Genomic DNA, 15730 nt, shown 5'->3' with positions numbered 1-15730 from the left:
TTTTTAATAATTCTCTTTTCTTATATCTACGGGTTATCCTTTAAAAATTACAGGCACCTTCACAATAGACTCATCATTGATCAGGTATTCTAACTGACCCTTTCCCTCACCATCTCTTCTACGAAGACCCAAGTTGAATCCTAATTCTGTTTCCTCTTTTTTATCAAGTGTAAGGTGCTGGGTGGAAGTAACCGGATTATCCCATGCATCACAGGTTAACCTGGCTTGTAATTTAACCTGAGCTTGTTCTTTACCGAAATTCTTAAATTTTGCAAACATTTTATTCATGCGCCCATTTTTGAGCTCAACAGGATCAGGTATAAAAAATTCGGGAAGATTCAGCCCTACTTTATTGGAATGTGAATGTGCAAACTTGGCATTAAATGAACTTCCGTCTACAGCCTCAAAAATGGTACTATCAAGACGCTTCATCAAACCTACAATCTCAGAATAGTAAAAATAACTTCTGGGAAGGTGGACAGGAACAAATAAAGGGCGTTCAGTTCTGCGTTCGGCTAAAAGATTTAAATATTCTCCTAATTCCTCAACAGTGTCAGTATGTGCTACGGGCAATGCCGTAGACATCCATACCATATAATCATCGATGGAATCTGCAGCAGCTTCACCATATAAATGCTGAGTTCCCGGTGCACGTGTGTACCCCTGCATTACACCGGTAATATCTTCTCCCAAAGCTTCATTATAAGCTTCCTTTTTTTCATTTGAAACTGCCCCATAACTATTGAGCACTACCATAGAGTTCATCCCGGTTTTTCGCAAATATGGTTTAGTGGTATAAAGGTGGGATCTTAACTTGTCTATTGGCATGTTACTCGGGAAAGTATAGCCAATACCAGAAGCAGATGCAATGAAGTAATCATTTTTAGTCGCAGTGGATTGAAAATAATCAAGGATAGCCGGTCCAATATCAGCAAGTTTAAGCTGCATTTCCCAGTTAAAAGGAATCTCTCCACGGTCTTTTGCGAGCCATTGATTTCCATGGGCATTCCTCATAATATGATTAAGAGAATCTCCGTCTGACATAGCAAAGGTTAAATAAACCTTATCTTCCACTTCCTTTACAATTTTCTTATTCTTATTAAAATTCTTAAAATTTTCTACTCCCTTTGGAACCTTTACACGACTATGGAAAGAAAAGTTGGGTGCTATATTAGCTCCTCCAACAGCTATTTTGCCATGTTTTGAAAGCTGACCAATATGTTGATGTTCCGAATCACGATCAACATGCCATCCCCAAACAATTGTGTGAGGGCTCATTTCAGCCAAAATTTTATCCTTCAATTCGTATTCTTCCGGATGAGCAGGATTGCTAGACAGATCAAAAAATATAGCTCTTTCCGCTACAGGATAATCACGGGAACTATTCGATGAATAAAAAGTAGTTTCGGCTTTATCATTATTGTATGAAGGAGCACTTGTAATAGATACAAGTTCACGACTGGCGTTTGGCCATTGATTTTCAAAAATCCATTGGTTCGCTTCAAGTCTGCTCATACTCTTAAAGTTCACTCCGTTAATGGATTTCCGTAAATCATAGATCACTTCTAAATTTGGAAAACGTTCATCTGCCAGTAATTCTTCTGTAATTGGAATGAGATCTTCCAAACTGGCATAATTGGCAGCAATGTTTACAATATCTGCAGCATTTGGATCAATTAATACATATCCCTTTACTCCATCAAAACCTCTTGCGTTTACTAAACTATATGGATCATTAAATTCCTTAAAATTCAAATGTTCATAGTTTTTATACCAGTTTAAAAAAGTTCTCTTTTGATATTTATTGAAATAAACCTTTGCCGAATCTCTATTAACTATTCCCTGATAACATCGAAAGAACAAAGACTCCCAATAAGAAAGTGACGCACTGGCTGCCTCTCCCACTGTATCGCAATAGAAAACTTGATCTTCATGTTCATTCACTGAAGAATTCTTCTTTGCAAATAAAGGTTGCGGAACAACACTTCCTAAACCGCCGGCAGCAGCAAACATTCCTGTCTTTTTTATAAAATCCCGTCTTTTATTATCAGTTAAAGAATTGGATTTAGTATTTTTATTAGAACTATTCATCAATTTATAATTTATATTATTACTTAGCCTCAAATTGGCTCAATAAAACAACCTACTGATTATACCCTGGATTTTGCTCCAGTACAGCTCCGGTGTTCTTTTCAATTTCGCTGAACGGAATAGGCCAAAGATTTTGATGGGGATAAAAATCGAACTGGTCATTATATCTGTTATTTCTTTCCACGAGCAGTCCTAGTCTTAACAATGTTTCCATTCTATTTTCTTCTCCATATAATTCACGAGCTCTTTCGTTTAAGATATACTCAAGATCTACATCTGAAACCAAAACTTCCGGTGCCTGGGCACGAGCACGTACCACGTTAATATCCTGTGAAGCACTCTCAAAATCTCCTTTACCTACATATGCTTCTGCTCGTACCAAGTAAGTTTCGGCAAGCCTCATTTCGTAATCATCATGATATGTAGTATTGGCATCTGGCCCTCTTGATACCATAGAGCCTTGAACCGTCTGATCTTCTAGCCATAATTCTATTGGGTGGTCACCCATACTGGTCACCTTTGCAATCAAAGGAAATACAACCCTATTTGGATTACTGATTCTTAGCTCAAGATTATCTTCATATATCCACTTTCCATCGTGTTCAGATGCGGGGTTGTTTACTTTAAAATCACGGATGATGTTATGATCAGCATTCCTAATATCCTCTTCAAAGCCACTTTCATCCCAGATTTGAGTAAGAAAATAATCACTTGGATTTAAGTGGCCGTTTCCTCTTCCTCCGTAATAAGTATTTACTTCAGGAATTAAATCTGATCTACTACCATCACTATTGATAACCTGAAGATTATACAATTGTGGAACAGCAAAAGTCTCCCACCTAGTACCTCCACCCATACCGCCTGGTGTACCAAATTCAAATTCAATTACCCACAGAGCTTCTGTGTTCCCCGCTGAACGATTTTGATTTCCATTTCTAAAAAGATCCCAATAGACGTCCCCTCCATTAGCCCAAGGAATAGCAGGATTAAATTCATCATCTAAACGTTCACCAAATCTTTCTGTCATTAACGCTGTATTTGGATCATCAATAGTCACACTTGCCGCGGCAATGGCATTATCCCATTCTCCTAATGAAATATAAGCCTCAGCCAAAGCATGGTATGCCGCCAAAGCACTTATCCTGTAACTGGCAACTTCAGCTATTCCAGGCAGATTTTCTGCCGCAAAATTTAAGTCAATTACGCTTTGCTCATAGGTTTCATTGCGGGTGGCTCTTACATAGTCTCTTTTTGGCTCCGTAACTTCTTCTAGTACTATAGGAACTCCCCCATAGAAATTGGCCAGAAGCTTGTACATATACCCCCTGAAAAATCTTGCTTCAGCTTCTACCCTTAATTTTTCTTCTTCAGAAAGTTCAGAAGATTCAGCTTGAGCATACGCAATAATAACATTGGCATCATAGATAATATTATAGGCAGGTCGCCAATAGGCACTATATACTAAACCACTTGTAGGGATCAATTCATTAGGATAGTTATTTGCGTTTTGAGACCAAGTGGTTAAATCTGTACCCTCCACCTTATTTCTTGGAGACAATTCCCAATCGTTCGTATCCGTATAAAACCCTCCACGAAATCCTGAATAAAGATTGTTAATTGCAGCCTCAAAATCTGAAGAAGTAATAAAAGAATTATCCGGCGTGTATAAACTAAGGGGTTCCTCTTCTAAGAAGCCATCATCATCACAAGAAAAAAGGAATATTAAACAGATGGTAAACACACATTCTTTTAAGTGCTTTTGGAATAAATATTTTAAATTTTTCATGATTTCTTTTTTTTAAAATTCAACATTAAGACCAAAAGTGAAATTTCGTACTACAGGTCTACCATCTCTTGTTATAGCTTCTCCTGTTTCAGGATCCCAACCTGGCCATTTTGTCCAGGTTTTAAGATTTTTTCCATGGAAGTATAACCTTAGGTTACTGATGTTATATTGTTCCAAAAAATCTGCGTTAAAATTATAAGCCAGATGTACATCCTGAAGTCTTACAAAACTTCGTGGCATATATCGCTGAGCTCCTAATCCTCCTGAAAATTGCACTCCTAATCGCTGGTATCTTGCGTTTGGATTCTCAGGTGTCCAGACATCAAGGTTTCGGGGGAAAGCATCTCTTTCCCAAGCAGTAGAATTAGGATAAATAAATTGATTAACATCCTGTCCTAAATAATAATTATCATTTCCCTGAACGGAATTAATAAAGATTGAAAGATCCCAGTTCTTATAGGAAAATTCATTTCCTAGACTAAACCTGAAATCAGGTTCAGCCTGTCCGATAATTTTTCGATCATCAGGATTAATAAGCCCATCACCATTTACATCTTCAATAATATAACTTCCTACATCTGCTGTTTCAGGGATCTCATCTCCAAGCTGATAAAGCTCTCCGGTAGTATAATAATCGAAAATAGTTCCTAAGGACTCTCCAATAAATAGGCCTTCAGACACCAGGTCATCTTCTACTCCATCGCCGTCATTATCAAATCCAAGTAGTTCTTTCAATTCATTCCTACTACGGGAGAAATAGAACTGAGACGACCAGTTAAAGTTATCTCCTCTTATATTATCTGTAGCAAGTGAAATTTCAAGTCCCGAATTATGCAATTTCCCCAAATTATCGGGGAATTTAGTAAAGCGCGAGATTGCAGGAACATCCACATTATAGAGTAAATCCTTAGTATTATTATTATAATATTCTATAGAACCACTTAATCTATGCTTAAACAAAGCGTAATCCAGGCCCAGATTAAAACCGGTGGTCGTTTCCCATTTTAAATTTGGACTTGCGAGTCCAGAAATACTTTTTATATATAACGGAGTACCATCTGCATCCACATATCCAAAGGCATCTCCTACGGTGGCTAAAGTTTGATACCTACCTATGGTACGGTTCCCGTTAGATCCATAGGATGCTCTTAATTTTAATTGATTAAATTTTTGAAGCAAGTTGTCCTTTAGAAATGATTCCTTGGACGCATCCCAGGCTACAGCAAGTGAAGGAAAAACTCCATATTTATTCTCTTCGCTAAAACCTGAGAACCCATCTCTACGAACTGTACCTGTTATAAAATATCTTTCGTCGTAACTATAGTGTAAACGGCCCATTTGGTAGAGCGATGTTTCCATCCAGGCTTCAGATTCAGCTCTCTGTAATTCCGCATTTCCTGCCTGAAGATTATTATATCCTAATACCGGTGAGTTAAATTCCGCAGCACCGGCTGTAGTACGAGTAAATTCACGCTTTTCTCTACCGTAACCTAGCATTAGATTAACCTCATGCACATCATTAAATGCCCTTTTGTAGGTTAAGATATTATCATTAATCCAGTCGGTTCTTCTTCCCTCTGTTTTATCTCCACTTCCTGTAAAACTTCTCCCATATATTTGAAAATTATATGTATGGTTTGTATAGTAGTTAGCACTAAAATTAGTTCTAAAAGACAATCCTTCTATAAAAGGGAGCTCAATGTTAGCATATATATTTCCAAATAAATTTAGCCTTTTGTTGAAATTATCCCGGTCCAATACATATAAAGGGTTGATAGTGGTACTGTTTGGGGACTGTACAAGAGAACCATCTTCATTATATGCAGGAGCATAGGGGCTTTGATTCCAGATTGCATCGATACCTGCATTTGCTCCTGAATAATCGCTAGATGTAAAAAATGTCTGTACTCCAACATCGAACCAGTCTGTAATTGAATTGTCAAGATTTATTCTGGCATTCCATCTATCATAATTTTCATTTACCAGAAAACCCTGTTGATCTACGAGACCAAGCGAAACAAAATACCCGCTATTTTCATTCCTCTGAGTCATTGATAAATTATGGGTTTGGGTATACATTCTGTCATTGGTAAGAATATTGTGCCAATCTGTAGGGTTATTATTTTCATATGCCTCCCTTTGCTCAGGGGTAGAAAATATAGTGGTGATATCAAAATCCGGATTTGGTTCTAAATATCCAGATTCTTCTGTTCTACTATCAAAAAAATATCCGGCTCTTACACGTTCAATGAATTCTTCAGGACTTTCAGTTTTGAAACTCTTGGTTGGTTCCTGAAAAGAATAAGTAGTTGTATAATTTATCGTCGGTTTTTTCTGTATCCTACCGGTTTTTGTAGTGATAATAATAACCCCATTGGCCGCCTGGGAACCATAAATGGCAGTTGAACTCGCATCTTTTAATACATCTATGGATTGAATGTCATTAGGATTTATATCGTTTATTCTACCCCGAAAAATAACCCCATCCAATACAAGCAAAGGAGACTGTTCTCCTGAAATGGAAGTCCTTTCCCTGATTCTAATCGTGGGGGTTCCACCAGCGCTATTTACCTGTCCAACATTCAATCCAGGAGCTGCACCCTGAAGTGCATCTGTAAGGGAGATCGTGGCCCGTTGCTGAACGGTTTCCTGATCAACCTGTGAAACTGCCCCGGTTAAATCGCTTTTTTCCATTGTTCCATAACCTATTACAACAACTTCGCTAAGCTCGGAGGCCGCAGGATCTAGTGTAATTTTTAGTTCTGTTTGGCCCTCAATCAGCATTTCTGTAGTAGCATACCCTAAAAAACTAATCTGAAGTGTCGCTCCCTCTGTAACCTCAATGCCGAATTCTCCATCAAAATTTGTCATTACCCCGTTATTGGTGCCTTCTTCCAGAATATTTACACCCGGTAGGGGTAGACCGTCTTCTGAAGATACAACTGTGCCTGTTATATTTACAGATTCCTGACCATACATGGGTACAAATAATAGTAACCCCAATAACAGCAGGTAATACCTATTCTTATTTTTTGTTCTCATAATTTTAGTTTTACGAATAAATGGTTCTCCATACACTGAAATCATTTCTGTGGCATCAGATTTAATTCTTCTTGTAGTTGACATACATAAAATCTTATAGTTAGTTTTTTAGTTGTTTAGTTTGTTCACTCTAGAGTAAATTAATGAGTGATAAGAGTACACCTAATCGGGTTTTCTATTACTTCTTTTGCCTTTGACTATAGGCAGAATATTTAAAGAAGATTTATCAAGCCAATTTGGTTTAGGAAATTCTCTAATTGAAGAATATCGGATATATGCTTCGTATATATCTCCATTACCAGTTACTCTGGGATCATTGGTTTGCATAAGATAACCACCCAATGCCGCCCTTTGTTCCTCCAAAACATTTTTGAAATCTGGGTCTTCTGCTAAATTTACTAAGCAGTACGGGTCGTTTTTAATATCGAAAAGTTCTTCTGAAGGTCTTTTATCAACAGCTAATTCAAAGTAAGGGCGAACATCAGGATCATTACGATTCTCTATCATAAAGTCGAAAGTAGGGCAGGCATCAATATCATGGTATCCACCATGCATTGGGCCTAAGGTTCCATCGGAATTAAATTTTTGCGGTGCACCTGCAGGCCATCTTTCAGGTTTAAAATTTCTTACATACATATAATCCTGAGTTCGGATAGTTCGCTGCGGATAGGTCAAATTATTCCAACGCGAACTGGAATGTCTTTCTCTTGCTGCAAAAATGGCCGTTCTTGCTGCTTCATTTTGATTTTTGGAACTTTTCTTAAACAACTCCATAAGACTTCTTCCTTCCATGGGATGTTGATCTAAAAGATTAGAAGATCCTCCTTTTGATGCTGCCTCAAGAAAAGTTGGAGCTATATCTATTAGACTTACAAGATCATTAATAGTTCTTCCTCCAGCCACGGCATCACCCCACCTTATAGCTAAGGGTACATGAATTCCATATTCATTTGCATTTGCCTTGGCATAAGGAAAGGCCATACCATTATCAGACGTAACTACTATAATAGTATTATCCAACTCACCGATTTTCTCCAATTCTTCTAACATTCCGGAAAGCTGTTGATCAAAATATTCAATTTCAAGAGCATAATCTAGCAGGTCACTTCGCACTTCCGGAGTATCTGGAAGAAAGGATGGTACAGTTACTTCATTTGGATTTTTACCCGCTTCTATTCCTGATCCCTTTTCAAACTTCCTATGGGGCTCGTGTGATCCAAACCAGAAATAAAATGGCTCATCTTCTTTTCTTTCCTCTAAAAATTCTACAAAATTACCCACATAATCGGTAGTACTTACACCGCTAATGGTAGGCGTCAGTTCTTTATCGTTATAAGCTTCGCCAGCAGGGTTTCGCTTTCTCCCACTTTTGGCCCAATTCCCTGGCCCCCAGCCTTTACCGGTATATCCGACTTTGTACCCTATTTGTTCCAAAATATCTGGAAAAACAGTATATTCAATAGGAAATTCGCTGTCATGAGTTCCAGCCTGTTCTAATTGCCAATCATTCATACCGGTTAAAATTGCAGCTCTACTGGGACTGCAGCCTGGAGAAGCAGAAAAAGCATTTGTAAATATGACGCCTTCACCGGCTATCCTATCAAAAGCCGGAGTTTTGATCCAGTTCTCCTCATAAATAGAAGCATGTGGATATGACTGATCATCAGAAATGACAAACAATATATTAGGGGCATTTTTAACAGCCCCTTTTCCCGCATTAGCAGATAGGTTCTTTGCATTATTATCGCAAGAAATAAATGGAAGAAAAACAACCAAAAAGCAAACAGACATGCTAAATTTCAATTTTACTGCTAAGCTTTTAAAAAATTCTTTACTCATTTTAAAATCTTTAGTTCTTTAGTTTACTAGTGTTTAGTATTCTCTTGCTTAAGTTATCCTTCCTACTACTCTCTTATGATTAATTTTCCACTTTGAAAAGAAATCGCGAGGACCAAGGGTTTTTAAGAGTTTCAGTAGCCAAATTCAAAAATCAGTTGCGTTAACGCTTTTTGAAATTATTCACGTTACAATTTTAAAATTACTCTCTAAACATCAATCGTTTTCGTAAAATGTTAAAGAGGCGGTTTACACCTCAAATTCATCTTTCCATTTCACAATTTGATTATTGCACATAGCATCCAATCCCATTTGCACACAAATTGCTGCTTTAGCACCAGTAATCATATCTGATTCCGGTTTTCTGTTATTTATTATATTATTCTTAAAATCTAAAATTGCTTGTTTACTTGGATCCTCATGGCCTACTTCTATAGGAATTCCTTTTCCCTCATCCCATTTTATAGTCGCCCCGGAAACACCGTCTACATTTCCTATTTCCTTTTTATAATCACCTTCCGGATAAAACCAGGCTCTGGTATAATCTAAGATTATGGTTCCTTTATCGCCCTGAACTTTAATTTGATAATCATCCTTGGAATTAGTTGTAAGACAGGTAAATTTTGCTTCCACCCCATTAGGATAACTGTAAATCACATGGATATTATCAAAAGTTTCTCTTCCATCCTTCCAGTAATCTATTCCACCAACTCCCATGACTTGTTTTGGAGTAGCATCTAAAACCCAATTCACGAAATCTATTTGATGAGAACATAATTCAGCCAAAAGTCCCCCAGAATATTCTCTATATAATCTCCAGTTCAATAATCTTTCCAATTCTGGATCTCTCACATTTCTCCTCCAATCCCCATGCCTGTTCCATTGACATTCAAAAGCGGCGATATTCCCAACCTTTCCATTTTTTATCAAATCCACCACATGCCGATATAAGCGAGAACTATGATACTGGTGTCCAGTTTGAAAAATCTGGTCCGAAGATTTATTTTTATTTAATAAATTCTTAATACCGTCATAGCCCTTGGCTAAAGTTTTTTCTCCGTAAACATGTTTTCCAGCGTTCAGGGCGTCTATTTCAATTTTGGAATGCGTACTAAAAGGAGTTGCAACTAAAACAGCATCTATTTCCTTATTATCTAATAACTCGTGATAATTCTTATAACCTTTGGCTGTTCCATTTGTTGCTGATATCCCTCTTTCTAATCGAAAAGGAAGAATATCACAACAGGCTATTACATTTAGATTTTTTATTTCATTCATAAACGGAATTAAGCCGCTACCTCTACTGCCGGTCCCAATAACTCCAATATTAATAGTATCGTTGGCTCCTTGAAAGGAATCAAAATTACCTAACATAGAAGTGGAGGTGGCTACGGCCATAGTTGCTAAACTTCCTTTTAATACAAACTCTCTTCTCTTCATTATTTATCCTTATAATTTTGGTTCCCATCCTTCTGCATATTCTCGTTTCCAATAAGACATAGCTTCGGCATTATCTACAATTTTACCTGAAGATGGATCTATTTTGATATATGGTCCTGCGTCCTGGGCAATATTTCCTAAATGACAAAGCATAGTAGTGATAGCCGCATCATTAATAGGAGAATTCAATTGCTCATCTTTTTTAATGGACTCAAAGAAATTTGCCACATGAGTTCCGGTAAGGCTACCCCCTCCTTGAGTATCAATAGTAGCTTCCTGGCTCTCTTCTTTTTTCTCCTTGATTAGGTTTCCATCAAGATCGTAGAGCTTATAGTCATTCCTGCTTAAAGTTATAATTCCCTTGCTACCGTAAATCGTTGCTCCTCTGCCAGGTTGTTCTGGCACAATCTTTCCTCGACTATGTCCAGTCCAAGTAATATATTTGTCGTCTTCAAATCCATATGTAACTTCTTGGTTGTCGGCAAACTCCCAGTCGTCTTCATAAGTGTATTTACCTCCGTAAGAGGAAACATTTTTAGGCAAATCTACTCCAAGTGCCCAACGGCAAATATCTATTTCGTGAGTTCCATTATTGTGAACCTCCCCGGTACCCCACTTACGAAACCAATGCCAATTATAAGGATGAATATTATCCTTGTAGGCTTCTCTAGGTGCCGGACCCTGCCAAAGATCCCAATCAAATGCTTTTGGAACTTCAACAATATTTCCCTTACCTATAGAATCTCTGTTGTTAGAGTAATAAGCCTCTCCTTTATAAACATCTCCAATTATACCGTTGCGAATTTCTTTTACACCTAACTGTGAGGTGGCCGCAGAACGCTGATGGTTACCCATCTGCACTTTTTTTCCATATTTTTTCTGAGCCTCCACTAGAAGCTCATTCTCGTGCGGATTATGACTACAGGGCTTTTCAACATACACATGTTTTCCTGCCTGGAGAGCAGCTATGGCAATTGGAGCATGCCAATGATCAGGCGTAGCTATAAAAACCGCATCAACATCCTTATCTTCAAGAACTTTTCTAAAATCTTTTTCATTTTTTGGTATATAACCAATATTCTTTTGACACCATTCATTGTGATAGTTCAAGATTTTTTCATCTACATCACAGCTGTATACGATTTTAGCATTTGGATATTCATGAATCCCTCTAATTAAAGCTTTTGCCCTACTTCTTACACCTATAACAGCAACATTTATATTATCATTGGATCCTAAAATATTAGCATACCCCATCTTAGGAAAAATTAAATTCCCAAATGTCACCCCTGCACTTCCAAGAGCCGCTTTTCTAATAAAATTTCTTCTTGTTGTCATTAAACTATAATTTAAAGTTCTTTAATCTTTATGTTTTTAAAAGCTACGCGATTTCCATGATCTTGCAACAGAATTTGACCACTATCTAATTCTCCAAACTTTTCCCATTTTTTATATTTACTCTCGGAAACCAGCTGGCGATAATCCTCACTTTTTCTTTCATATTCCAGCACCTTCTCGCCATTCAACCAATGTTCTACATGATTATCTTTAGAGATTATATGCGCAGTATTCCATTCTCCCACAGGATTGATCGGCTTATTCGAATCAGCTTTAATTAAATCATAAAGAGAAGCTACTGTCCTACTACCCTTGTGGTTACCTTTTTTTGCATCTGGATGGTTCGCATCATCTAAAATTTGATACTCTAGACCAATAGAAGAACCAGGTCCTTTATTAAGGTCGGTATTGACATAGTACTTAATCCCACTATTAGCTCCTTTTGTTATTTTAAAATCTACTTTTAATTCAAAATCATCATAAAGTTCCTCAGTCACAATATCTCCACCCGCAGCAGATTCCGCACCTCCACTGGCAAGTACAACCAGTGCTCCATTTTCTATAACCCACCCTTTTTCTGGAAATTCATCTAGTCGAGCGCCACGCCACCCCTTCGTGGTTTCTCCATCCCAAAGCATTTCCCAACCTTCTTCTTTTTCTTCTGCAGTTAGTGTATTTTCAGTAGTAATAGAATTTTCTGATGTCTCCTCAGAAAATTGATTTGATTTTTCCGTATTGCTATTGCCGCAGCTCACCAAAAAAGAAAAAGTGGATAAAACTGCAATTTTAGTAATTGAGATTTTCATGTAAGAAATTTTTAATATTATTTATCTGCATTCATTCTTAAACGATTTTGAAGAAAACTTTAGATATCAATTTTAAACGTTTTCGTAAAATCTAATTATGAGCCAATATAATTTAATAAAACCGATAAATCAAAAAAAATTAACAAAAATGTGTACGCACACAATTTTTTTAACAGAAATCACTCTTTATGGGAGTTCAATCTGAGATTTATAATACATTAGATTTTCTTTTGTTATTATATCCAGTGGTAAAAAGATACTTTTTTTAACCTCTTGTTTAGCAACGAGAGATTTATAGAAATTTTCTAGTGCCATATAGCCTTGGGTTTCAGGTCGCTGTCCTATTACATAATCTATTACCCCTGATTCTAGATATTTATAGTTTTTGCTGATTAAGTCATTTCCTACCAGTTTAATGGACAGTTTTTGATTATAAAGAGTTTCTGCTACAAAATGAACTTTAGAACTTGGCACATATATTCCGTCAACATCCTTCGCGGAACAAGCCTCTTCCAAATAGCTTTGCCATTCCGTATTACGTTGATCAATATTAACCTCTTCCAATATTAGATCCTGATTAATATCCTGTAGTGTAAAATCTTTAAATCCCTCTATTCGTCGATGTAATGTGCGATTGTGGTTCTCATTATTTTTAATAGAAATAATGAGAACCTTCCCATTTTTTGATACTGAAGATACCAGTAATTTGGCGGCTAAACGTCCACTTTGAAATGAATCCTGACCAATGAAACTTAGATGATCACATCCCCGAATTTTTGAATCTATTATAGTAAATGGAATATCTTCAGCTTTAAGTTTAAAACAGAGTTTTGTTGCTTCATAATCGATTACTGGAGCTAAAATAACACCATCTGGCTTTAACTCTAACACCTCTGCTGCTCTTTCTATAAAAGACTTTACACTATTTTGATCGAAATATAAAAAATGTACTTTTAGACCAAATTGACCCAGATTTTTTAAGGCTTTTTTAATTCCTAAACTTGGTACCTCCCAATACTCTCCCTCTTCAAAGTCTGGAACTAACACTGCAACTATAAAAGATTTATTTAAGGCTAATCCCCTGGCATATACATTTGGCTGGTAATTAACTTCTTCCAAAATTGCCAGAATTTTTTCTTTTGTTTTTCTTGACACCTTTCCTCTGTCGTGAAGCACTCTATCAACAGTTCCTAATGAAACATTAGCTTTTTTTGCTATCTCTTTTATCGTCATTTTCTTTTAACTAAATTCACTGAAATTCATAAATTCCAAAGATAAACTCTGTTTTTATAAAATATTAATTATTTATAACTTTTCTTAAAGCCCCATGTTAGGGAATTGTTTATCACACTACATTCAAAGCATACGTATAAGCCCATATTCTAATCCCCTAAGCTCTGCCAGCCCTCTTAGCCTCCCTATAGCCGAATAGCCCGGGTTGGTGGTTTTCTGAAGATCATCCAGCATTTTATGCCCATGATCTGGACGCATAGGCATTTTGGAGTCCTTTCGCCCTTCTGCAATTCTTCTTTTTTGTTCTTCTAATAAAGCTTTTATTACTTGATACATGTCTACATCTCCGTCTAGGTGATCTGCCTCATGAAAATTTCCCCATTCATCTCTTAAAGTACTTCTTAAATGAATAAAATGGATTCTATCCGCAAACTGCTTCACCATTTCGGGAAGATCGTTATCTTCTCTAACCCCAAAAGATCCGGTACAAAATGTAAGTCCATTTCTTCGATTAGGAACTGCCTCAAAAATATCCTGAATATCTTTAGCCGTACTTACTACGCGCGGCAATCCCAATAAAGAATATGGCGGATCATCAGGATGTATGCACATATTGACATTTACTTTATCGGCTATAGGAATGATCTTCTGAAGAAAATAATTCAGGTGATCTTTCAATTTCTTTTCATCGATCGTATTATAACGGTCTAAAATGTTGTTGAAGTCATTTAAACTATAATTTTCTTCAGCTCCCGGTAATCCAGCTATAATATTATTGATTAGTTTCTCTTTAGACTCTTCTGATATTAAAGCTAAATAAGTTTTAGCTTTTTTAATTTCTTCCTCTGAATATCTCTTTTCAGCCCCGGGCCTTTCTAATAAAAATAGTTCAAAAGCTGTAAAGGCCGCTTTCTCAAAACGTAATCCTGTAGAACCATCTTTCATTTCATAATCCAGGTCTGTTCTTGTCCAATCTAAAACAGGCATAAAATTATAACAGATGGTGTTTATATTACACTCTCCAAGATTTTTAATAGTTTCACAGTAATTCTGAATATATTTTTTATAATCACCGCTCTGCGTTTTTATATCTTCATGGATTGGCACACTTTCCACTACAGACCACACCAAGCCGGCCTCTGCTATTTGTTCCTTTCTGTTTAAAATTTCTTCTTTTGTCCAAACTTCTCCATTTGGAATATGATGTAATGCGGTTACAACCCCGGTTGCGCCTGCCTGCTTAACATCAGCAAGAGAAACATTATCTTTTGGCCCATACCATCGCCATGTTTGCTCTAATCCTAATTTCATATTTTACCTTTTTTAAACTCCACTAAATGCACTGAAACCTCCATCAATGGGAACGACTATTCCTGTTATAAAATTTGATCCGTCTTCACATAACCAACGTGTGGTAGAAATAAGATCTTCCGGAGTGCCAAACTTTCCTAATGGTGTTCTTTTTATAATGATCTCTCCACGCTCTGTTAAACTGCCATCTTCTTTTGTCAACAGTTTTCTGTTTTGTTCAGTTAAGAAAAAACCAGGAGCAAGGGCATTCACTCGTATACCAACTTTAGAAAAATATACAGCCAACCATTGTGTGAAATTAGATATTGCCGCTTTTGCTCCACTGTACGCGGGTATTTTAGTAAGAGGCTGAAAAGAATTCATGGAAGAAATATTTATGATATTTCCATCCTTTGCATCCACCATATCTTCTGCAAAGACCTGGGTTGGTAACAGGGTCCCCATAAAGTTCAGGTCAAATACAAATTTGATTCCGCTCATATCAAGATTAAAAAAAGTTTTGAGTTCTTCTTTCTGATCGGAGGATCTATTGTAAAAAGAATCATCTGTAGTAGCCGCAGGATGATTACCTCCCGCTCCGTTAATTAAAACCTGACAAGATCCAAATTCTTCATTCACATTATATTTGGCCTGCATTAAAGAATCTTTTTCTAAAACATTCACCTTTATGGCCAGGGCTTTGCCTCCTTTTTTCTTAATAGAATCAGCTATATCCTGAGCTGCTTCAACATTAAGATCAAGTAAAGCTATTTGATGGCCTTCTTTAGCCAGAGCTTTTGCTAAAGTGCTACATAAGATTCCTCCAGCTCCTGTTATTACAATCGTTTTCATTTTATTATTCATTTTA

9 protein-coding genes and 1 pseudogene are annotated in these 15730 nt (G+C 36.8%); all 10 read right to left on the bottom strand.

What is annotated here, in order from left to right; translation table 11 throughout:
- Window positions 1-33 precede the first annotated feature (33 nt).
- A complete protein-coding gene (locus tag RM539_RS17215) occupies window positions 34-2091 on the bottom strand; it encodes a twin-arginine translocation signal domain-containing protein (RefSeq protein ID WP_311504660.1) in 2058 nt (685 codons plus the stop codon).
- 52 nt (window positions 2092-2143) lie between these two features.
- On the bottom strand, window positions 2144-3877 hold the full coding sequence (locus RM539_RS17210; protein WP_311504659.1) for a RagB/SusD family nutrient uptake outer membrane protein: 1734 nt from the start codon (window positions 3875-3877) through the stop codon (window positions 2144-2146).
- Window positions 3878-3889: 12 nt separating this feature from the next.
- Window positions 3890-6919, bottom strand: a complete 3030-nt coding sequence (locus RM539_RS17205; RefSeq protein ID WP_311504658.1) for a SusC/RagA family TonB-linked outer membrane protein — start codon at window positions 6917-6919, stop codon at window positions 3890-3892.
- Between the two features lie 162 nt (window positions 6920-7081).
- Window positions 7082-8758, bottom strand: coding sequence for a sulfatase family protein (locus tag RM539_RS17200; RefSeq protein ID WP_311504657.1), 1677 nt, complete (start codon window positions 8756-8758; stop codon window positions 7082-7084).
- Between the two features lie 246 nt (window positions 8759-9004).
- Complete coding sequence (locus RM539_RS17195) at window positions 9005-10195, bottom strand: Gfo/Idh/MocA family protein (RefSeq protein ID WP_311504656.1); 1191 nt, start codon at window positions 10193-10195, stop codon at window positions 9005-9007.
- Window positions 10196-10204: 9 nt separating this feature from the next.
- Window positions 10205-11533: a Gfo/Idh/MocA family protein gene (locus RM539_RS17190; protein ID WP_311504655.1), complete on the bottom strand. Its 1329-nt coding sequence runs from the start codon at window positions 11531-11533 to the stop codon at window positions 10205-10207.
- Window positions 11534-11544: 11 nt separating this feature from the next.
- Window positions 11545-12216, bottom strand: a pseudogene (locus tag RM539_RS17185) (3-keto-disaccharide hydrolase); the annotation flags it as partial.
- A gap of 309 nt (window positions 12217-12525) precedes the next feature.
- Window positions 12526-13572: a LacI family DNA-binding transcriptional regulator gene (locus RM539_RS17180; RefSeq protein WP_311504654.1), complete on the bottom strand. Its 1047-nt coding sequence runs from the start codon at window positions 13570-13572 to the stop codon at window positions 12526-12528.
- Between the two features lie 123 nt (window positions 13573-13695).
- Window positions 13696-14883 carry a mannonate dehydratase gene (uxuA, locus tag RM539_RS17175; protein WP_311504653.1) on the bottom strand — a complete coding sequence of 396 codons (1188 nt, stop codon included), beginning with the start codon at window positions 14881-14883 and terminating at the stop codon, window positions 13696-13698.
- A 12-nt stretch (window positions 14884-14895) separates the two neighbouring features.
- The gene (locus RM539_RS17170; RefSeq protein WP_432264639.1) at window positions 14896-15726 is read right to left on the bottom strand and encodes an SDR family oxidoreductase; all 831 of its coding nucleotides are present in this window, start codon (window positions 15724-15726) and stop codon (window positions 14896-14898) included.
- Window positions 15727-15730: the final 4 nt, after the last annotated feature.

This window comes from Autumnicola musiva, assembly GCF_031846585.1.
Taxonomy (GTDB): domain Bacteria; phylum Bacteroidota; class Bacteroidia; order Flavobacteriales; family Flavobacteriaceae; genus Autumnicola; species Autumnicola musiva.
This window is presented reverse-complemented; position numbering and strand designations above follow the sequence as displayed.

Excerpts from the sequence above, each read along its gene's own strand:
- RM539_RS17215 (WP_311504660.1), bottom strand. The coding sequence starts at position 2,091 with ATGAATAGTTCTAATAAAAATACTAAATCCAATTCTTTAACTGATAAT.
- RM539_RS17210 (WP_311504659.1), bottom strand. The coding sequence starts at position 3,877 with ATGAAAAATTTAAAATATTTATTCCAAAAGCACTTAAAAGAATGTGTG.
- RM539_RS17205 (WP_311504658.1), bottom strand. The coding sequence starts at position 6,919 with ATGAGAACAAAAAATAAGAATAGGTATTACCTGCTGTTATTGGGGTTA.
- RM539_RS17200 (WP_311504657.1), bottom strand. The coding sequence starts at position 8,758 with ATGAGTAAAGAATTTTTTAAAAGCTTAGCAGTAAAATTGAAATTTAGC.
- RM539_RS17195 (WP_311504656.1), bottom strand. The coding sequence starts at position 10,195 with ATGAAGAGAAGAGAGTTTGTATTAAAAGGAAGTTTAGCAACTATGGCC.
- RM539_RS17190 (WP_311504655.1), bottom strand. The coding sequence starts at position 11,533 with ATGACAACAAGAAGAAATTTTATTAGAAAAGCGGCTCTTGGAAGTGCA.
- RM539_RS17180 (WP_311504654.1), bottom strand. The coding sequence starts at position 13,572 with ATGACGATAAAAGAGATAGCAAAAAAAGCTAATGTTTCATTAGGAACT.
- uxuA (WP_311504653.1), bottom strand. The coding sequence starts at position 14,883 with ATGAAATTAGGATTAGAGCAAACATGGCGATGGTATGGGCCAAAAGAT.
- RM539_RS17170 (WP_432264639.1), bottom strand. The coding sequence starts at position 15,726 with ATGAATAATAAAATGAAAACGATTGTAATAACAGGAGCTGGAGGAATC.